The organism is Microcoleus sp. T3_D1 (assembly GCF_036700405.1).
Lineage (GTDB): Bacteria > Cyanobacteriota > Cyanobacteriia > Cyanobacteriales > Microcoleaceae > Microcoleus.
In genome coordinates this window covers 1-19,586 of sequence record NZ_JAUBOV010000108.1, presented here as the reverse complement: position 1 = coordinate 19,586, position 19,586 = coordinate 1, and the positions used below count along the sequence as shown (strand labels likewise).

General features: G+C 46.7%; 18 protein-coding genes. 11 read left to right on the top strand and 7 right to left on the bottom strand.

Annotated features, from left to right (window positions below):
* Positions 1 to 118: 118 nt before the first annotated feature.
* Positions 119 to 694 (bottom strand): GNAT family protein, encoded by a 576-nt coding sequence (locus QT992_RS30280; RefSeq protein ID WP_333320376.1) that lies wholly within the window; start codon positions 692 to 694, stop codon positions 119 to 121.
* Between the two features lie 59 nt (positions 695 to 753).
* Here QT992_RS30280 and QT992_RS30275 point away from each other — a divergent pair, with 59 nt between their 5' ends.
* The gene (locus tag QT992_RS30275) at positions 754 to 1,644 is read left to right on the top strand and encodes a sugar ABC transporter permease (protein WP_333284536.1); all 891 of its coding nucleotides are present in this window, start codon (positions 754 to 756) and stop codon (positions 1,642 to 1,644) included.
* A 280-nt stretch (positions 1,645 to 1,924) separates the two neighbouring features.
* On the opposite strand, the gene QT992_RS30270 is transcribed toward QT992_RS30275, so the two are convergent.
* The gene (locus QT992_RS30270) at positions 1,925 to 2,518 is read right to left on the bottom strand and encodes a DJ-1/PfpI family protein (RefSeq protein ID WP_333320374.1); all 594 of its coding nucleotides are present in this window, start codon (positions 2,516 to 2,518) and stop codon (positions 1,925 to 1,927) included.
* Positions 2,519 to 2,596: 78 nt separating this feature from the next.
* Here QT992_RS30270 and QT992_RS30265 point away from each other — a divergent pair, with 78 nt between their 5' ends.
* Positions 2,597 to 2,962, top strand: a complete 366-nt coding sequence (locus QT992_RS30265; protein WP_333320372.1) for a hypothetical protein — start codon at positions 2,597 to 2,599, stop codon at positions 2,960 to 2,962.
* Between the two features lie 226 nt (positions 2,963 to 3,188).
* Here QT992_RS30265 and psaX read toward each other — a convergent pair whose 3' ends face one another.
* Both psaX and QT992_RS30255 read right to left on the bottom strand, forming a co-directional pair.
* Positions 3,189 to 3,293, bottom strand: coding sequence for a photosystem I protein PsaX (gene psaX, locus QT992_RS30260; RefSeq protein WP_333214470.1), 105 nt, complete (start codon positions 3,291 to 3,293; stop codon positions 3,189 to 3,191).
* Between the two features lie 653 nt (positions 3,294 to 3,946).
* Complete coding sequence (locus QT992_RS30255; protein WP_333341830.1) at positions 3,947 to 4,981, bottom strand: lipoyl synthase; 1,035 nt, start codon at positions 4,979 to 4,981, stop codon at positions 3,947 to 3,949.
* Between the two features lie 198 nt (positions 4,982 to 5,179).
* Between QT992_RS30255 and QT992_RS30250 the strand changes: the two genes are divergently transcribed.
* Both QT992_RS30250 and QT992_RS30245 read left to right on the top strand, forming a co-directional pair.
* Positions 5,180 to 5,731: a response regulator gene (locus QT992_RS30250; protein WP_333284544.1), complete on the top strand. Its 552-nt coding sequence runs from the start codon at positions 5,180 to 5,182 to the stop codon at positions 5,729 to 5,731.
* A 433-nt stretch (positions 5,732 to 6,164) separates the two neighbouring features.
* Positions 6,165 to 7,256 (top strand): PfkB family carbohydrate kinase, encoded by a 1,092-nt coding sequence (locus QT992_RS30245; RefSeq protein WP_333320366.1) that lies wholly within the window; start codon positions 6,165 to 6,167, stop codon positions 7,254 to 7,256.
* Positions 7,257 to 7,473: 217 nt separating this feature from the next.
* On the opposite strand, the gene QT992_RS30240 is transcribed toward QT992_RS30245, so the two are convergent.
* Positions 7,474 to 9,228, bottom strand: a complete 1,755-nt coding sequence (locus QT992_RS30240; protein ID WP_333341831.1) for a CapA family protein — start codon at positions 9,226 to 9,228, stop codon at positions 7,474 to 7,476.
* A 906-nt stretch (positions 9,229 to 10,134) separates the two neighbouring features.
* Between QT992_RS30240 and QT992_RS30235 the strand changes: the two genes are divergently transcribed.
* The 5 genes from QT992_RS30235 to QT992_RS30215 all read left to right on the top strand — a co-directional run bounded on the left by QT992_RS30235 (position 10,135) and on the right by QT992_RS30215 (position 15,611).
* Positions 10,135 to 11,328 (top strand): HEAT repeat domain-containing protein, encoded by a 1,194-nt coding sequence (locus tag QT992_RS30235; RefSeq protein ID WP_333320362.1) that lies wholly within the window; start codon positions 10,135 to 10,137, stop codon positions 11,326 to 11,328.
* Positions 11,329 to 11,435: 107 nt separating this feature from the next.
* Entirely contained in the window at positions 11,436 to 12,521 is a 1,086-nt protein-coding gene (locus QT992_RS30230; protein ID WP_333320360.1) for a glycosyltransferase family 4 protein, read from the top strand.
* Between the two features lie 135 nt (positions 12,522 to 12,656).
* On the top strand, positions 12,657 to 13,418 hold the full coding sequence (gene map / locus QT992_RS30225; RefSeq protein WP_333320359.1) for a type I methionyl aminopeptidase: 762 nt from the start codon (positions 12,657 to 12,659) through the stop codon (positions 13,416 to 13,418).
* Between the two features lie 312 nt (positions 13,419 to 13,730).
* Positions 13,731 to 14,660 carry an LD-carboxypeptidase gene (locus QT992_RS30220; RefSeq protein ID WP_333341834.1) on the top strand — a complete coding sequence of 310 codons (930 nt, stop codon included), beginning with the start codon at positions 13,731 to 13,733 and terminating at the stop codon, positions 14,658 to 14,660.
* 165 nt (positions 14,661 to 14,825) lie between these two features.
* Positions 14,826 to 15,611: a hypothetical protein gene (locus tag QT992_RS30215; protein WP_333341836.1), complete on the top strand. Its 786-nt coding sequence runs from the start codon at positions 14,826 to 14,828 to the stop codon at positions 15,609 to 15,611.
* Positions 15,612 to 15,722: 111 nt separating this feature from the next.
* On the opposite strand, the gene QT992_RS30210 is transcribed toward QT992_RS30215, so the two are convergent.
* Positions 15,723 to 16,226, bottom strand: a complete 504-nt coding sequence (locus QT992_RS30210) for a YetF domain-containing protein (RefSeq protein WP_333341838.1) — start codon at positions 16,224 to 16,226, stop codon at positions 15,723 to 15,725.
* 315 nt (positions 16,227 to 16,541) lie between these two features.
* On the opposite strand from QT992_RS30210, the gene hemE reads away from it, so the two are divergent.
* Positions 16,542 to 17,606, top strand: a complete 1,065-nt coding sequence (gene hemE, locus QT992_RS30205; RefSeq protein ID WP_333144146.1) for a uroporphyrinogen decarboxylase — start codon at positions 16,542 to 16,544, stop codon at positions 17,604 to 17,606.
* 205 nt (positions 17,607 to 17,811) lie between these two features.
* Here hemE and QT992_RS30200 read toward each other — a convergent pair whose 3' ends face one another.
* Positions 17,812 to 18,150, bottom strand: a complete 339-nt coding sequence (locus QT992_RS30200; protein WP_333378407.1) for a hypothetical protein — start codon at positions 18,148 to 18,150, stop codon at positions 17,812 to 17,814.
* Here QT992_RS30200 and QT992_RS30195 point away from each other — a divergent pair.
* A complete protein-coding gene (locus QT992_RS30195) occupies positions 18,076 to 19,041 on the top strand; it encodes an NAD(P)-dependent oxidoreductase (RefSeq protein ID WP_333341840.1) in 966 nt (321 codons plus the stop codon). The genes QT992_RS30200 and QT992_RS30195 overlap by 75 nt on opposite strands.
* The last annotated feature ends 545 nt before the right edge of the window (positions 19,042 to 19,586 follow it).

Below are 19,586 nucleotides of genomic sequence, written 5' to 3'. Positions count from 1 at the left end.
AGCGTCCCCGCTCGCGTATTGTACAATACGCGAGCGGGGACGCTCGCACTGTAAATGCAAAACTGAGATGCTCCCCGTAAGTATATTATTTTTTTTTCGCTGACTTACTGATTCACTCCTATTCTACAATATTCTCAAAAAACTCTTCCCTGAGAATCGAATAAAGTTTTAGATCCCAATATCGGCCTTTCACAAATAGGTGCTGTCGCAATACCCCTTCCAATTGCATCCCCACTTTTTCCATCACCCTAGCTGAAGCAATATTGTTAACTTCACATCGAGCCATAATTCGATTTAGCAACATCTCCCGAAAACCGAATTCAATAACTGCATTAACAGCCTCGCTCATGTATCCTTCGCCCCAATATCTCCTAGAAAGTGCGTAGCCAATTTCCGCGCGGCTGTGGGTCATGCTCCATTCCACAAATCCGCAAGTTCCGATAAACTTTTTCTCGACTTTGTGGACAATTCCCCAATCTACAAGCTCTCGTCTTTTGTACATTTTAGTAAGTGACCTAAGAAAGTATTTAGTGTCTTCGAGCGAGGTGTGAGTTGACCACATTGTGTATTCTGATACTTCGGGGTTTGAGGCATACTCAAACATATCGCTGGCATCGTTTAAAGTAATTTTTCTGAGCAGGAGTCTTTCAGTTTCTATAGTGGGTAAATGAGCTAATATATCGAGAAGGTTCATTTTGACATTGACCTATATTGTGATACCATTTAAAACTAAAAGCTAAAATTTACAAGCCAATGGTTCGGATTAAATTTGGGCGTTTTAACTGGTTGGATAATGATGCGATCGCAGCTTGGACTTTTTTGGCCCCAGCTTTGCTGTTTCTGGGTACTTTTTTGATTTGGCCGATCGCCTATTTATTTTACCTCAGCTTTACCAGCGGCAGCTTTACCCAGTCGGGATTGCGTTGGATTGGCTTCAACAACTACTGGCGTCTAGTCACAAACCCGGATTTCTGGCAAATTCTCCAAAATACGCTCTATTTTACTACTGCAACAGTCATTCCCAGTTTAGTGATTCCATTGGGCTTAGCAGTTTTGCTAAATCGCTCGTTTGCTTGGCGAGGAGCTCTCCGCACCGCTTATTTTATTCCTTCGATTACCTCTTTAGTTGCAGTTGGCTTGGGTTGGCGGTGGTTGTTTCAAACCGAAGGCCCGGTGAATAATGCGCTAAGTGCGATCGGTTTAAATCCAATTCCTTGGCTGAGTAGCACAGTTTGGGCAATGCCTGTGATAATTCTGCTCAGTGTTTGGAAACAATTAGGCTTTAATATGGTAGTATTTTTAGCAGGATTGCAAGCAATTCCGGTAAATCGTTACGAAGCCGCAGAATTGGATGGAGCTAATGCTTGGCAGCAATTTTTGTACATCACTTTACCCGGTTTGCGACCGACTTTAGTATTTGCTACTGTCACTACTGCTATTTTTACTCTGCGGAGTTTCGAGCAAGTTTACGTCATCACCGGCGGCGGCCCTTTGAACTCTACTAATTTGCTAGTTTATTATATTTACGAGCAAGCTTTTTCGCAATTTGATTTTGGCTATGCAGCCGCTGCGGCAACTTTCCTGATGGCTGTAGCTTTGATATTAGTCTATTTACAACTAAAAGTTTGGGGCGAAGATACTTGATTAGCTAGGGGTATGGGGTATGGACACGGCAATGCCCCTTGGTGTTAAGTTAACGTCCAAATTTACCAGTATTTTGTCCATCTAATAAGTCTCTCGATCCCCCCTAACCCCCCTTAAGAAGGGGGGAAAAAGAGCGTCAAAGTCCCCCTTCTTAAGGGGGATTTAGGGGGATCTAATTTCGGCTATAAACGAGAGATACAAAGGATTTGAAACTTAAATAGACACTAAGGGTTCATGCCGTGTCCGTACAAATAAAATGTGCAATTAACTAGATTCACCATTACCAATTCCCAATTTTATATTCCATGTGTTCTGCTGTTTGTTCAGCTTGTGCTTTACCCAAAAGCTTGCCGACAACGTGCAAAGACATATCAATTCCCGCAGCAATTCCCCCAGAAGTGATGATTTTGCCATTATCTACAAATCGCTGATTTTCGATAATAGTTGTGTTGGGCGCTAATTTTTTCAATAAATCCAATACTTGATGGTGTGTAGTTGCTTCCAAACCTTCCAACAAGCCAGCTTTTGCCAAAAGCAGCGAACCCGTACAGACAGAAAGCACTAATTCTGCTGTTCGCGCACAATCTTTTATCCAGTTAATAACTGCTGAATTATCGATTAACTTTCTTGTACCTTGTCCTCCCGGTACAATTAAAATATCCGGTGGCGGACAATCGGAAATGGTGCAGTCGGGATTTACGCTCAAACCGTTGCGGGCGTTGACAGCACCGGGATGTTCGGCTACGGTAGAGACTGCAAAAGGTCGCTCGCCCTTACTTAATTCTGATGTCACCGAAAACACTTCAAAAGGCCCGGCAAAGTCCAGTACCTCGACCTCATCGAACATTAAAATAGCTACGTTCCTACTTGCCATAAGACCTACTTCTGATAGAGGCAAAAAATCTCGGCGATTTGTTATCGTAGAACTGGTATAATTTAAATTATTAAAGCTATGCCGAAAAAGATTCGCCATCGCGCCGTAACAATCTGTCTTTTATGTCTGGCTTGCGCCTTAGCAATTTCTGTTGCGCCAATTGTCACGCCCGCTCAATCCACAACTCAATTAGAGTTTCGCATTACTCAATTAGAAAGGCAAATTTCTGAACTCAGGGGACAAATCTACAGCTTGCAGAACCAAGGTTCTAGAGTTAACCGGCCTCAGTCTCCTTCCCCTTCAGGTTCTGGTCGCACAAATCCTAGACCGCTGTCTGGAGACCCGATGTTTGACAATTTAGCAACTTTGGCAATTGAAACTAAGCAAGATGTTATTAAAATTCAAGAGCGCTTGTCAAAGCTAGAAGCGTCGAGAAATCGCTAGAGAAGTCATTAGTCATTGGTCATTAGTCATTAGTCATTGGTCATTAGTCATTGGTCATTAGGCATTAGTCAGAAAAAAGAGGGAAGAGGGAAGAAGTCAGGAGTCATTAGTTAGAAGGATGAAGTCATATTATCCCCAACTCAAAACTCAAAACTCTCTCCCTCTCTCCCATTCTCTGACGTTGAGGTCGAGAAAAGCAGGGTCTGCTAAAAGTTAACTGGCAGAACTATTCAATGATATGGAAATAAAAGGCTGCAACCACAAAATTGATTGCTAACAGCAACAGAAACCAGCCTGCGCGAAATGTGTAAGGGAATTTGCCCGTTTTCATCACGGAGTCGGATTTTAATTGGTTCTTCGCTATCTCTGGCATAGGTAAAGCTCCTAATTGATAATGTCACTCTATTTACAAATAGCAGAGTGCGTCGCACTTATGCATAATCCTCTAGAGTTATTTTTTTTGACACTCCCCAGCAGTCAAGGCGAGGGGATTCTTGGTTCTGCGACCTACCTTAAAACTATCTATCCTTGCGGCAGTGTTTAAACCAGGTATCCGTTCAAAAGAACCAAATATCGAGCTTAATTTAGATAGCCTCGCGAGGGTTTGTCTCCCCAAGCTTTCGAGAATTGCTTCTCTTGTTTCTGTGTGCCCCACAGTACATTTTAGACAGTACATTTTAGAAATAAAAAGTTTAGTCTCTGATTTTGGCTTACATTAGTTAGCCCAGCTATGTTTTTCGTGGTTTTCGCTACCCACTAACCATTATTGTTTTCCGACCCGTCGTTTGAGCGTGGTGTCTCATGTGTATCGGCGGTTATTCTACCTGTAGTCTAGTTATTGTACTCTACAATGAACACAATGCAAGAAAGTTCAAGAAAACAATTAACAAAAGTTGATAATTAATTAAAGCCGTCCTAGAAGGACGGGGCTTTATACCCAATTTCTTGGTAACAAGTTTATACCGAGTTGAATTCAAATTAGTTTCAATCGCTCTCTCCGGCGTGGTAGGAACTGCGGACGAGAGGCCCCGATCGCACGCGCTCAAACCCCATCTCCCGCGCGATCGACCCGAAACGGTCAAATTCGGTCGGCGTCCAGTATTTACGCACTGGGAGGTGCTCTAGAGATGGTCTCATGTATTGACCGAGGGTGAGCCGATCGCACTTGGCATCCCGCAAATGGGCCATCGCTTCGACTATCTCGGCTTCGGTTTCCCCGTGCCCCAACATCAAACCCGATTTGGTGGGAATAGTTGGGTCATATTGCTTAACAATACGCAGAACGTCGATCGAGCGATCGTACTTGGCCCCCCTCCGCACCGGCCCTTGCAACCGGCGCACCGTCTCAATATTGTGGTTGTAACAAGCCGGTTTAGCCTCCACCACCGTGCGAATTCGCTGTCGCTGCAACTCATCGAGGCCGGAATTCTCCCCGTCGGGGGCGGGCACGGGGAGGGCGGGCACGGGGAGGGCGGACACGGGGAGGGCGGGCACGGGGAGGGCGGGCACGGGGGCACCGCCCCTACCTGTTCCCCCCCAAAAATCCGGCGTCAGTACCTCAACTTCAGTATGCGGGTTAAGAAGGCGGATTTGGGCGATCGTCCTGGCAAACCAACCCGCACCCCCATCCGGCAAATCATCCCTCGCCACCGAAGTCAGCACTGCATAGCGCAAACCCAACAACTGCACAGCCTCGGCCACCTTTTGCGGTTCCTCCGGGTCTAGCGGCATCGGAGAATGACCTTTATCTACTTGACAAAAAGCACAAGCGCGGGTGCAAGTCGGCCCCATCAACAAAAAAGTTGCCGTTTTTTGCGCGTAGCACTCGCCCCGGTTGGGACATCTCCCCTCCTCACAAATCGTGTGAATTTGCCGCTGTTTGATAATTTTTTGCACGTGGGAAAGTTCGCTAGCTTTGCCAACGGGCCTACGCAACCACTCCGGCATCGCCTCGATTTCACCCCGCATTTGGGCGACAACTGCTTTGACAGTAGGAGTTTTAGGAGTTTGGGGGGACATAAAATTAAGTGGCGATTGAGTTAATTCCTTCGATCGTATCCGAAATCAAAGCCCCTGAACTTGTAGGAGTACCACCCGAAATCAGGATCGCCCCCAGGTGCAACAAAACTAAACTCGCCCAGAATTATGGGTAGAATTCTGTTAGGGATATACTGAAGGTTGCAAATCATCACTCATTCATTACTGAAGGAGTCAGTCGTGGCTGGTCAAAAAATCTTGGTAATCGATGACAGTAAAGTCATCCGCCTCCGAGTCCGAGAGATGTTGCCTCAGGGTAACTTTGAAATTCTAGAAGCAAAAGACGGCGAAGAGGGACTCAAACTGATCCGTCAAGCCCGGCCAAATCTAATTATGTTAGATTTCCTACTGCCCAAAGTCAGCGGTTGGGAAGTGTATCAAAAAGTGCAAGCCCATCCTGAGCTTTCTAAGATACCTTTGGTGATCATGTCGGGCCGCGAAGAAGAGGTGATGGAAAAAATTCCGAAACCCTTTGAGAAGCATTTTTTTGCATTCATCGCCAAACCGTTTGAGAAGAAGCAGCTAACTGAGGCAATCAAATCGGCGATGGTACTGGCCAAAAAGAAACCAGTGCCGGAAGCCCCAGCAGCCCCCGCTGCATCCACTTCTGGAGCGGGCGCCGCCGAAATTCAAGCGATGACTCAGCAAATGGCGAAAATGCAAGCGGAAATTGATGCACTCAAAAAACAAATGACTCAGGTGATTACGATCATCAAGCAGAAATTGAAATAATTCTGCAGTTTTTTGAAGGCACTTATGTAGAAGGAAACTTCCACACCGTGAAACTTTCCGTTGAGTCTCAATGGCTGCGATTTTATCCGCATTTTTTTGCCAAATTGTTTGAGCGAGTGCGATCGCCAATAGCCTGCAACTGGTTTCTCAAAATCCCAGTGAGAAAATCAATTAAAAGTTAAAAATAAAACAAGGGAGGAAATTAATTATTAATTTATATTAGGATTTTTAATGGGAGCATCTCATATGTGTAAAAACACTTCTTCTGGCTCCTTTCTTCTTCCTCTTTGCTCCTGCCTCCTGCCTCCTGCCTCCTGCCTCGGGCCTCAAAACTCCAATTTCTAGCTGGGCTGCTTTCATTGAGATGCTCCCTTTTTAATTCCCGCTCGTTCCACACTCAATTATCAACTCCTCAGTCTCATTTTTTTGGTTAATGACTAACGACTATTCCGATTTTTTGCCTCAACTGCGTGCCTCAACTGAGCAATTATTGAAAAGATTAGACTGCTTCGATCGAGCGCAGGTATTAGCGATCGGAGATTTGACCTTGGACGAGTTTCTTACCGGACAAGTAGAGCGAATTTCCCGCGAAGCACCTGTGTTGATTTTGCGCTACGAAAATACTCAGCAAGTACCCGGAGGTGGCGCAAATGCTGTCTATAATTTAGCCAAACTGGGAGGCAAAGTAAAAGTTGCTGGTTTGGTGGGAAAAGACGACCAGGGAAAGGCTTTGTGCGGTATTTTTGAGGCGGCGGGAATTGATACGGGTGGGATTTTAATAGATTCGCAGCGTCCAACTGTCACCAAAACTCGAATTTCCGGGCACGCGCGGCAGTCGGTGACTCAGCAAATTGTTCGAGTCGATCGCAAATCCGACGAGTTGCCGGATTTAGATTTGCAGTTGCAATTGGCAGACTACATCCGGCAGCAAATACCGACAGTAGATGCAGTGGTTTGTTCCGACTACGGCGACGGAGTTTTGACGAATTTGGCGATCGAATCGGCAGTGGTTCCCGGCAAAACAATTGTAGACGCTCAAATAAATTTGCAGCGATATTCGGGAGCAATGTTATTTACTCCGAACTTGCCAGAAGCCGAGCAAGCCGTCGGATATGCTATCAAAAACCCTCAAACTTTAATGCAAGCAGGACGCGATTTATTGAACTTAACTCAAGCTCAAAAAATCCTGATTACTCGCGGCGAAGAAGGGATGACTTTGTTTGAAAGGGCCAACGGCGAAGAAATCAAAAATTCACCCCCTCCAACATCGACTTGTGAAAAGGGGGAATTTGCCATTCAAAGTTGGGACATTCCCCCTTTTAACAAGACTGATGTATTCGACGTAACCGGTGCTGGAGATACAGTTGTAGCAGCAATGACTTTAGCTTTGTGCGTCGGTGCATCCGGTTGGGAAGCGGCAGTTTTGGGCAATTTGGCGGCTAGTATTGTCGTGCGTCAATTCGGTACGGCAACGACGACTGCAGACGAAATGAAAGAAGCTTTGAAAACGATGATTGCAGTATAGGGGCAGCTAAGCTGTACTGCATTTAAATTGCATATTTCGGGCGTTGCTCTGAGCAACGGGCCACAAGAGTTTGATTACTTGTTCCCAGGCTCTGCCTGGTAACGCAGATCCGGAGGCTCAGCCTCCTATTTTCCCGATCGCTTTTCGAGGCAAAGCCTCTGGATATAGGTTCCCAGGCAGAGCCTGGGAACCAGTTAAAATTCCCAATTCCCAATAACTACTTACTCTTTTTCAAAATTTGTCCCTTGTCATCAATTGTCAAACCGCTATTGGGAAAATCGCTCTTTGTCAAACGGTCAATCAACCCCACAGTCCTAAAATTGTTATCAACAGCCGGCACACCTCGCCCGTCAAGTTGGATGGGGATAATCTTACCAGAAACAAAATCCCCTTGCGGAGTCATTTTCACATCCAAAATTAGAGATTTACCGAGTGCTCCGGCTGTGGACAAAGTGCGATAACCCAAAAAATTGCCCAGGGAATAAGCAACCAATTTCCCTTTATAAAGTTCCATAGCTCTGGGAACGTGCGGGCCATGTCCCAAAATCAAATCCGCTCCCGCATCAATCATCGTCCGCGAAAACAAAACCATATTTCCCCGGTTTTCTCCGTAAAAGAACTCAGTTTTATTTCTCACATTGATAGCTCCCGTTCCTTCAGCTCCAGCATGAACTGATATCACTACAATATCAGCCTTTTCCTTAGCTTTTTTGACAACTTCGGCTCCCGCTTTCAGTTCCAGCAAGGAATTGTGAACGTCGCCGTAGTTGCTGAAACCGATAAAGGCAAAATTCACACCCTTGACATTTTGATAAACAATTTGATCTCTTTTGCCAACAGCCTTCATGCCGTTGCTGTCGATGTTTTTAATCGTGTCCTTAAATCCTTGCTCGTTAAAATCGTAAGAGTGATTGTTGGCAATACTCAAAATATCAAAACCAACATCTTTGAAAATTTTGGCATAACTCGGAGGCGTCCGAAAGGCAAACAGCATTCGTCCGCCGCCTGCTTTGGAACTGTAAGGATAATCGGTCATCGTGCTTTCAAAATTGCCAAACAGAATATCAGCTCCTTTGAGGTACGGTTTTACCGACTCTAATAACATCTCTTTTTTTGCCGGCAGTTTGTTGTAGGGATAATTTGTGCCGGGGATCATGTCACCAACTGCTTTGATGCTGACAGTGGCGGGCACAATGGCAGGTTTTTTGGCAGCCGGGGAGGGCGATTTTGGAGCGGGAAGGGGCTTGGCTGCAGGTGCAGGCGCGGGTGTCGAGCTCACTTCTTGTACCGCAGGCTTTGACGTTAGAGGGTTATTAGTAGCGGTGGTTGAGGATTTGTAAAGTTGAGAAGCCAGCACCAAGCCGGATATCGGTACGAGAATTAGACTCAGAACACCGACTGACAGCCCAGATTTTTTAGTTTTAGTGCCTGCTAATTCTGGCTGCGGTGATGGCTTTTGCTGACTTTGGTTTGGGGGTTTTGTAGTTGGGATTTTAGGGGGTTGGGGCGCAGATTTTTCTGGTGTTTGAGGGGGCGCAGTTGTGACATTTTGGGTTTTTTCTAGCTTCGGCAAAGTCACAGGAATGGGAGAAGCGGGTAAACTAGCGGCTACTGCTGCACTCGCAGCTACTGCTGCATTCACGGCAACTAACGGACTCACGGGTGCGGAAGTCAAGCGTTTTTTTAATTCTACCGTCTGACTCCAAGCTGGCAATTGCTGGCCGCCGCGCCGCCCGTAAACTGTCACTGAGTAAAGGTTATTGGGTTGCAGCCGCTGCAAACCTTTGACTGCGACTCGGAGACAGGCTTCTTCTGCGGGTAAATGTTCTGCTTCCAGCAGCAGGTGCAGGGTGTCATTTTCCCGGCTGGCTTTAGCCGTGACGCCGAAGCTTTGGAGTGCTTGGCCGATCAGAAATGCGATCGCCCTGGCATCGCCTTCTTTTGCTAAATTTAAAATATCTTGTTGGCTCACAAACGCCTCTACTCTCACACTAGAAATTTAGCTCGATCTTATATCAAATTTGGTGGCACAGGATGAAATACCGATTGATTTAACTTAAGTAAGTGGGTAGAAATAAACAAAACGTTGGCAAAGGACGCCTGCGTGAAAGGGTCTACTCGCTCTGACTATAGCTCCTAACTAAATCCGACCCTACTTTTACAAGATAGTATGATTTTGGGCGCTGGCTAGCTGAATACAATATTTCCTAACGGTTATCTTAGCCGATCGCCCAAACACTTCTATCCGGCATAATTGCCCCCTTCAAATTAACATCGGTCAAATCAGCGCTCTCTTTCTTACAGCATTTTGGGTAAATAAAACTGGTTTGTGAGCGTCGAGAGTGCGTCCTGGAATGTACTGAAAATATGCGGTTTAGCAGCGAAGAATTAACGAAAAAACCGAGTTTATCGTTACCAGTGCCAATGCCCCTGTCCCACTTCCGCCCAAATTCACACAAAAACGATCGACCCGTCGGCTGGGAAGCTTGTTAAACTTTTGGTCATGCCACGTTATTCGTAAAAAATCGACAGGTAGCCACAATCGTCTGCTAGCGCCCCCGCAGTGCTGCGCTGCAGGGCCTGCACTGCACACTGCACGTAGGTGAGATTAGCTGCAATCAACTTTCGGGATGCCGCTGCTAAAGTCGTAGCCGCCGATGTAGTTGTTCGTTTTAAACTAATTATTTAAAGGAGTTGCAGGTCAATGACACAATTGTGTTTATAATATCTGGCTCAGTGCCCTCTCAAACCAGGGTTTTTCGCTAGTCTGGTGGTATTTGTGAGTTAGTTAAGCCCATAGCAGCTAGGATCGAGCTAACTCAAGGTTAAACTAAAGCTCGTCATGCGGCGTTGCCTCTCAAAACCCGGATTGAGTCTTATGGCGCATTACCGCTCCTCTGTATGTTTGTTCACCTGCATTGCCTGTCTGGGCGCTGGGTTCAGTCCAAGTGCGGACGGAAAGCACCAGGTACTCAATGCCTCCTACCGGGCTGTTTCCCCAGAAATTGCTCAGGCGAACTCTCCCCCGGACGATCGCCAAGATTCCAAGCCTCCAAAACCGTCTCCAGCGCCCGATAAAAACAAATCTCAGCCGTCCAAAACGTCCAAATCTAATTCTAAGATCCCGAAATCGGTATCCAATTTGCTGGTCATTTTGTCTCGTCAGCGGGGGTTCTTAATGTTGGGTTTGGCAGCAGTTGTCGTCACGGCAGCGGCAGTATTTATCATGCTCAAATTAGTTAGCAGTGACGAGCCAAATTATTCTAAGCGAAGACGGGGAAGATTCGATCGCCACAACCAAAGAAACTCTCAATTTACTAATCCCGATTCTCCTAAAAACTCGCACGAAATTAGACCGCAAGAGACTTCTTCTGGGGGACAATCGCTGTCAGCCCTGCCCTACCCTTTTGATTTGCCAAAAGGCCACAGTATCGAGAACAGCGATCGACCTTTTCCGTCGATCGGGGAATCCGGGGAACCCGAATCCCAGGATGCAGCATTCGAGGGCGATCGAATTAATTCCGGCACCTCCCCCTTGGAAACTCACAGCAACGGATACAGCAACACCGGTTTCAACATTCCCGAAACAACTAATCAAACCGATTCCCTAGCGAAGAAGAAAGGTATTGCCCTTCCCGAAACGGATGGTAGACCTAAAGTTGATATTATTGAAGCACTGATTGAAGATTTGCAGCACCTAAATCCGGCTTTGAGGCGCAAAGCAATTTGGGAACTCGGCCAGCGGGGAGATTCCAGAGCCGTTGAGCCGTTGCTCGATTTGCTAGCAAATTCCGACTCCAACCAGTACAGTTTAATTTTGGCAAGTCTCTCGGAAATTGGCATTCGCACTCTCAAACCCATGAATAATGCCTGGTCAATTTCGCTGCAAAATGAAAATCCCGAAGTGCGTAAAAATGCGATTCGCGACTTGACGCGGATTTACGAATTGGTGAATCAAATCAGTTACTTGTTGCACCGTGCGACGGACGATCCAGATCCCGAAGTTCAGGAAACTGCTCGCTGGGCAATCAATCAGTTGAACCGCCTCCGTCCGCGTTCTGGGAGGGATTGATAAGTCTAGCAATTTTCAAGGGATTTTAGATTTGAGATTTTAGAGGGGAGAATTTATAAGTGAGATTATGTTAGAATTAGTTACTACTGACTACTGACTAATGACTAATGACTAATGACTATTTGAAAATATTGTTGCTCTCCACTTCGGTCGGTCAACTCGGTTCCGGGTTGGGCGGCGGAGTCGAACTTATAGTCCTTAACATCGCTAAAGAATTGCACCGCCGAGGTCATAAAATAGCGGTTGTAGCGCCGATAGGTTCAGTCTTAGAATCAATTCCTGTAATCGAAATAACGGGTGATTTGCAAGTAACCGCCCAAACACAAGATTACAATGATCCTATTGTGATGCCCGCAGATTCGGTGCTGGCGAATATGTGGGAATATGCTCGCCAAGTTCAGGATGAATGGGATGTCATTGTTAATTTTGCCTACGATTGGCTGCCGTTTTATTTGACACCTTTTTTTAGGACTCCGATCGCACATTTGATCAGCATGGGCTCCCTTTCCGCAGCCCTCGATCGCATTGCCGGACAAACCGCAGTTCAGTTTCCTGGTACGATCGGAGTTCACACCGCTTCTCAAGCCAAAACATTCGCATTTGCCGATGAATGTCAGTTGTTGGGAAGCGGCATAGATTTATCGCTGTACGAATTTTGCAGCCAACCGGAACCCAAATTAGCTTGGCTAGGCCGCATCGCCCCGGAAAAAGCCTTAGAAGATGCAGTGGCGGCAGCGAAAATTACAGGCATTCCCCTGAAAATTATGGGCAAAATGCAAGATGAGGATTATTGGCAAAAAATTTGTGCAGATTACCCGGATGCTCCGGTAGAATATTTAGGGTTTCTGACAACAACCCAAATGCAAGAGCAAGTCCGTCAGTGCCAAGCATTGTTGATGACACCGCGTTGGGTGGAAGCTTTCGGAAATGTCGCGATCGAGGCTTTAGCGTGCGGTGTACCCGTGATTGCTTACGAGCGCGGGGGGCCTGCCGAAATTGTTAGAGACGGACTGACGGGCTTTTTAGTGGAGCCTGATAGCGTAAATGGCTTGGTAGGTGCGATCGCCCGCTTAGACCAAATTGACCGCAGCGCTTGCCGGCGACAAGCAGAGGTAGAATATTCTTTAGCAGCTTTGGGCGATCGTTGCGAACACTGGTTCAAATCAATCACTGCTAGTAGGGTGCGTCAGTAATAATACTGGCCAATTTTTAGAAAGATTCGCTGACTGACGCACCTTACAAGTTTATTGAACAGCAATTCAAATCTATTCTCAAATTGAGTTAAATAAACTCTTAATCGACCACAAAAAAAGAAAACCCAAACAACTATGGCAACCGAACGTTTAGTGCTTTTATCCAGTAGAGAAATCGAAAAAATGCGCCAAGCAGGCCGCTTAGCGGCCGAACTTCTGCTGCATCTCGAACCGATGGTAAAACCAGGTGTCAGCACTTTAGAAATTAACGACGAAGCCGAACGCTGGACTTTGGCACACGGAGCAAAAAGCGCTCCGCTAGGCTATAAAGGATTTCCCAAATCTCTGTGTGCAAGCGTCAATGAAGTTGTCTGTCACGGCATCCCCAATGCGAAACAAATTCTTAAAGAAGGGGACATTATTAATATTGATGTAACACCTTTAGTTGATGGTTATCATGGCGATACTTCCAAAACTTTTTTTGTGGGGAAACCTTCACCGGTAGCGAAAAAGTTAGTTGAAGTAACCGAGGAATGTTTAAGAAGAGGAATTGCGGAAGTCAAACCGGGTGCTCGTACCGGTGACATCGGTGCAGCGATTCAAGAATATGCTGAAGCACAGGGTTTTTCGGTAGTGCGAAATTTTGCGGGACACGGCGTTCACCGCGTTTTTCACACCGAACCGGAAATTCTGCACTACGGTAAGCGGGGCACGGGGAAGAAGCTCAGACAAGGCATGGTTTTTACGATCGAGCCTATGATTAATGAGGGTACTTGGGAAGTGGAAATTTTGGCCGATGGTTGGACTGCTATCACGCAGGATGGAAAGCTTTCGGCTCAATTCGAGCACACTCTGGCTGTGACTGATTCTGGGGTGGAAATTCTGACTTTGCCGTAGTAATGATTAACCAAAAATCTGAAAAACTCACTCTTAAATCAATAATTAACCATATCCCGTAGGGGCTGGTTTCACCGACAATATCTAACGATTATCAACAATCTAGATAAACCCGCCCCGCCCCAACCGATAACCCAAATCAACCTAAAATTTGCCTCGAATCCGAAAATGTAGGTTTGTATTTATGGGTGGGTGGGGGCGGGTTTTCGAGATTGTCTGTTTCAGTCAGAAATTGTCTGTAAAAGTCGCCCCTACGGAATTATGATCGATTCACCAAACACGATATAACTAATAACGAATAACTAATAACTAATGACTAACATAAAATTTCTGCAACCAGGAGATTTGCTCAAAGTAATTGCCCCTAGTGGCACTTTGCGAGAATCAACCAATTTTGAAAAGGGTGTAGAAATTTGGAAATCTCGCGGCTATCGACTTGAATTAACACCGGGTTTTGACGATCGCTGGGGCTATTTGGCCGGTTCCGATGAAAACCGCGTCCGACAGTTGGCGGATGCCCTCAATGACCCGGAGTGTCGCGGTATTCTGTGTGTTCGAGGCGGTTTCGGCAGCACTCGACTTTTGGAAAAAGGAAAAGTGGGAAAGGCGGAAAATTCCCAATTTCCAACTCCCGATTCCCATCCGTCGAAATGGTTAATCGGTTTTTCAGATATTACTGCTTTGCTGTGGAATCAGTCTAAATTGGGAGTTTGGGGTGTTCACGGGCCGATGCTGACAACTTTGGCGGATGAACCGGATTGGTCTGTCGATCGACTTTTTGACTGCATAGAAGGTCGTCCCTTACAATCTTTGCAAGGTAAAGGATGGGGCAGCTCAAAAGCCACCGGGCGGCTGTTTCCTGCGAATCTGACGGTTGCTTCTCATTTGCTCGGAACCCCGTATCAACCAGATTTGACCGGGGTTATTCTCGCATTTGAGGATGTTTCCGAGGCTCCTTACAGGGTCGATCGGATGTTGACTTTGTGGCGGATGGCGGGGGCTTTCGCTGGGGTGCGGGGCATTGCTTTGGGGCGCTTCAGTCGTTGCGAGATTGACCCAAGTATTCCCAGTTTTAGCATTGAAGAGGTTTTGCGCGATCGGCTGGGGGATTTGAATATTCCGATTGTCTCGGATTTGCCCTTCGGGCACGAGGGAGTTAACGCTGCTTTACCTATGGGAATTATGGCGAGTCTCGACGCTGAATCGGGATTGCTGATTTGTGGCGATAAATCGCAACTTTAGATTAAGGATTAACGTCTATAACTTTAGCTTGAGATTTTGCACCCGCTAAATAGTCCCGTTAGGTGAGGTTGACACGGTTGGCAGAAATTACATTTAAAATGGATTGTGTATGCAAATGTCGGCGCCAAGAAAGCAAAAAGATTTTAAATTTTTCGAGAGGTTGATATGAAAACACACAACTTGTTAAACAGTATTGCTGCCGCCATCCTAGTTACGGGATTGGCACTTACCGGGATTTCCTCAAGTGCAGTTGGCGAACAGATAGGGAATAACGATCGCATTGACGGAGTAATTCGCCGCACTTCCCCGATTTACCGTTTCCGAAATATGTGGACACCCGGAACTCCGACGGAAGAATTGCGCGGCCAAGAATACACATTCAGCGCAAGGGAAGGGGATAACATTGAAGTGTTTTTAGATACAGATAGAAGTCGCGGTTTTACTCCCGTCATGGTGCTGTTTTACGGGAACAACAAACAAGTCGCTTTTACGCTAGACCGTTCTTTTAATTATCAAATTCCCCGTACTGGCGATTATAAGCTTTTAGTGTTAGCAAAAGATGCTGCCAGGGGCGGTAGCTACACGCTGGAAGTTTCGGGAATTGATGGGGGCAACAGACGAGCTCGCAATTCGCGGGACGATTGGTACACCGGACGAGATAACGGCCGAAATGACGGTCAATATGACAGAGCACAGCTTCTGCAAAATGATTTTGGCTTGCGGTCTGTTGATTGTCGCGAGAGACGTTCGATGGTGAGAGTAAGGTTCGACGATAATAATCAAGACTCGACTTACTGCGCTGTCCCGACTAGAAACTTTCCAGCGGGAGATTATTACTACAATTCGCGGACTAGAGATTTAGATTCGGCGAGGGTGGATAATAATAGGAGGTTCGATGAGCGCCGAGATCAATGTCGGGTAGTGGTGGGCGGAGTGTGCGTGACGAGATAGTTTCGATTTAATTAACAGTAGGGTGCGTCGCCCCATAAAATCTACTATTAAGCTCGAAAATGGAGCAGCGACGCACCATACAAGATGAGTCTCTACACATTTAAAGATCGACTAAGCTACATCTTTGAGAGCCGATCGCGAATTGTTCGGAGATTTTTTGACCACGCTCATGCTGCCGTCGGTTTCCAGTACCACTGCTTCGATTTCTTCGATCGACGCGCAGCCCGTCCCCCGAATCGCCGCCCGAATTTCCGATTCACCCACGCGCTGCTGCCGCATCGCCACAGGCAGAAATTGGCCTTGGCTGAGCAGCATAGTAGGTTCGGCTTTGATGAGATTTTTTACCCACTTTACCCGCACGGCAAGCCACGTGACGATGAATTGCAGCCCGATGAGCAAGCCGAGGGCGAAAACGCCCTCGACGAAGGAAACGTCTTTTGACATGATGACAGTCGCCAGCGTCGAACCGAGCGCGATGGTAACGATGAAATCGAAGGCATTCCACTTCGACAGAGTTCGCTTGCCGGAGGCCAGCAGCAAAAAAATCAGCACGACGTAAGCGGAAACGCCGAGCGTCAAAATCCGAATTATTTCAAACCAATTGTCAAAAAACATATTTTTATTTCGCCGTCGTGACTTTGGGCGCTTTGCCGCTGCGCCAGTGCTAGATGCTTTGTCTGCTTGAGGTCGCGGTCGCGGATTCTGTTAATTTGCATTGTCATTGTAGCAGAAGGGTGGATGTGAAAATTCCCTATTAACAATAGTTTCAGCTATTAAGAATTCCTTGACCGTGCCAGAAGGTTGCTATCGAACTCAGCCACTTTCCTCATCTCCCTCCCCGCCGACAGATGAATTTTTTGTCAAAAAGGACGATCGCACAGTGGTAAGCTACCAAAGGCATTGAAATATCTAAGGTAGAGAAAAGTTAAAATGTCGGCATTAAATGAAGTTCCCTTGTTGTTGCGGGCAGCCCGCGGCGAAACCCTAGACCGCCCCCCCGTGTGGATGATGCGCCAAGCCGGCCGCTACATGAAAGCCTATCGAGATTTGCGAGAAAAGTATCCCTCGTTTCGCGAACGTTCTGAAATTCCCGAAGTTGCGATCGAAGTTTCCCTTCAGCCGTGGCGCGCGTTTCAACCCGACGGCGTAATTCTGTTTTCCGATATTGTCACCCCCATGCCCGGTTTGGGTATTGACATGGACATCGCCGAAGGCAAAGGCCCGATTATCCACTCACCCATCCGCACTCAGCAGCAAATCGACAACCTGCAACCCCTGAACCCGGAAGAAAGCTTGCCGTTTATCAAAACAATCCTCAAATCCCTGCGCGAGGAAGTCGGCAACAAATCCACCGTGCTCGGTTTTGTGGGCGCGCCGTGGACGCTGGCGGCCTATGCTGTTGAGGGCAAAGGTTCTAAAGATTATGCCATCATCAAAAACATGGCATTTTCCGATCCAACTTTACTGCATCAGTTGCTGTCGAAATTCGCCGATGCGATCGCCGTTTACGTGCGCTATCAAATCGACTGCGGCGCGCAAGTAGTGCAAATGTTCGACTCCTGGGCCGGCCAACTTTCCCCGCAGGACTACGACACCTTCGCTCTACCTTACCAGAAACAAGTATTCGAGCAAGTCAAAAAAACCCATCCTGACACCCCGCTAATTCTGTTAGTCACCGGTAGCGCCGGCCTCCTCGAACGCATGACAACATCCGGCGCCGATATCATCAGCGTCGATTGGACTGTGGACATGGCCGACGCGCGCCGACGTTTGGGCCCCAATATGAACGTTCAGGGAAATCTCGATCCGGGCGTGTTGTTTGGTTCTCAACCGTTTATTCGCGATCGAATTCTTGATACAATTCGCAAAGCGGGCCCGCGCGGACACATCCTCAACTTGGGACACGGCGTGTTACCGGGTACTCCCGAAGACAACGTGCGTTTCTTCTTTGAAACCGCAAAACAAGCCGACAAATTGCTTGCAGTTGCTGCTTGAGTCCGACAATCCGACAGGGGTTGAAACCCCTGTCTCATAGCTAAAGTCCTCGCTATGAGGACTAAAGATTAATATTTCAGTCGGTTTTAACTCACCGAAGAGCACCCTTGCCAATAAAACATCCCGTAGGGGCGGGTTCACCAATAGCTTTAAAGAGTGCAGACAGGTTAAATAAACCCGCCCCCAGCCACAAAAAAGCCCTTTATTAACAATGGTGCTCTTCAGTCGGTTTCAACTGATATCTTGCACCATTGTCAGCAACAGGCTTTCCGGCCTGTTCCACAAAATATAAATTTTCTTGTGGAACAGGCCGGAAAGCCTGTTCATAAAACACTAATTGAGAATGGTGCAACATCTCAGTTTCAACCGACTTTTGCCCGACGCCAGGGGTTTCAACCCCTGGCGGATTGCAGGAGAATGAAACAGCCCAATTCTCCCCCTTGCCGTCCCCCCCTTCCCCTTCTGCAAAATGAACGCCAAAAAAATTTTCATAACGGGTGCAAGTGGCTGTATCGGTCACTACATGGCCGAAACTTTGATTCAAGAAACAAACCACGAACTTTACCTCTTAGTTCGCAACCCCGACAAATTAAAATTTGACTGGAAAGCCCGCCCCGGCATCCATATATTACAAGGCGATATGCGAGATATCGAGCAACACGCCGAACTTCTGCCAACAATTAATGTCGCAATTTTAGCTGCCACTGCTTGGGGAGGAACTCAAGAAGTTTTTGACGTTAACGTAACGAAAACTCTCCAGCTAATTCAACTACTTTCGCCACAGACTTGCCAACAAGTAATTTATTTTTCAACGGCCAGCATTCTCGGTAGAGACAACAATTTGCTCAAAGAAGCCGGGGAACTGGGGACGGATTATATTAGCTCAAAATACAACTGCATGGTGCATTTGTCAGCTTTGACAAATGTGCCTCCTATTACGGCACTTTACCCGACATTAGTATTGGGAGGAGACGCCGAAAAACCCGTCTCTCACTTGTCCTCTGGTCTGCCAATTGTCGCCAAATGGATTGGTTTGATTCGCTGGTTTAAGGCAGATGGCAGTTTTCACTTCATCCACGGCGCAGATATTGCTAAAGTAGTTAATTATTTAGTTGAACATCCGCCGGCTTCCGAGGAACCGCGACATTTTGTGCTAGGAAATCCGGCGATTACAGCTAACGAAGTGGTAGAACAGGCTTGCCAGTATTTGAATAAAAACATATTTTTTCGGATTACTCTTTCACCTTGGCTGGCAGATTTCTTTATTTGGCTATTCCGAATTCAAGTGGCTGCTTGGGATAGATTTTGCATCAGCTACCGCCATTTTACCTATCAAAATCTTGTGAATCCCGAAAGCATAGGAATGCCGAGTTACTGCGGCACAGTTGCCGATATGTTAAGAACTAGCGGGCTTCCCGATAAAAATAAAAAGTAGTCCGTACACTCCGCACCAATAATCGGACGGGCTAGAAGCCCATCCCACAAGAAAGATTGTGGGATGGGCTTCTAGCCCGTCCCTAATTATTTTGGCGCTTCTCAAATCCCATCCCACAAGAAACAATTTGTGGGATGGGCTTCTAGCCCGTCCCTAATTCTTTATGCTATTCAAGTCTACTGTTTCAAGTTCTTTTTTGCCTTAGTCCCATGCTTTTTAACTGAGATTATCGTTAATTAACGGTCAAATACGATAAGATATCAGCATTTGCACACTTTAACAGGGAACTGCCAGCTAAAAATTGCGCTCAATTTGTGGGTTTTAGGGGGTGTCACCCCTCGCCAGATATTCGATCGAGTGCAAGATCGTAATTTTAGCCTTAACATTAAGTCTTGAGAGTCGATCGAACTCTCACGCCCCGCCAGCCCGATCGCAAGTTGTTTACTGATGTCAGAAACCTCAGCTATCAGGCGTGAGGCTTGAAAGAGAAATCTAACAGGCCATTCTGACCAGACTAAGCTTTAAATAGCTACGTTATTTAGGTC